At 54.8% G+C, this 509-nt stretch carries 1 rRNA gene; it reads right to left on the bottom strand.

Annotated features, from left to right (window positions below):
* Positions 1-14: 14 nt before the first annotated feature.
* Positions 15-509, bottom strand: a 16S ribosomal RNA gene (locus GTP46_RS29185); the annotation flags it as partial.

The following is a 509-nucleotide window of genomic DNA, read 5'->3' as shown; positions in this document are numbered from 1 at the left end:
CCTGCAAACTCTAGAAAGGAGGTGATCCAGCCGCACCTTCCGATACGGCTACCTTGTTACGACTTCACCCCAGTCACGAATCCTACCGTGGTAAGCGCCCTCCTTGCGGTTAAGCTACCTACTTCTGGTAAAACCCGCTCCCATGGTGTGACGGGCGGTGTGTACAAGACCCGGGAACGTATTCACCGCGACATGCTGATCCGCGATTACTAGCGATTCCAACTTCACGTAGTCGAGTTGCAGACTACGATCCGGACTACGATACACTTTCTGGGATTAGCTCCCCCTCGCGGGTTGGCGGCCCTCTGTATGTACCATTGTATGACGTGTGAAGCCCTACCCATAAGGGCCATGAGGACTTGACGTCATCCCCACCTTCCTCCGGTTTGTCACCGGCAGTCTCATTAGAGTGCTCTTGCGTAGCAACTAATGACAAGGGTTGCGCTCGTTGCGGGACTTAACCCAACATCTCACGACACGAGCTGACGACAGCCATGCAGCACCTGTGT

Origin of the sequence: Duganella flavida (assembly GCF_009857445.1) — a bacterium.
GTDB classification, from domain to species: Bacteria; Pseudomonadota; Gammaproteobacteria; order Burkholderiales; family Burkholderiaceae_D; genus Rugamonas; species Rugamonas flavida.
Note: the sequence above shows the minus strand (reverse complement) of the source record. Positions and strands in the feature narration are given on the sequence as shown.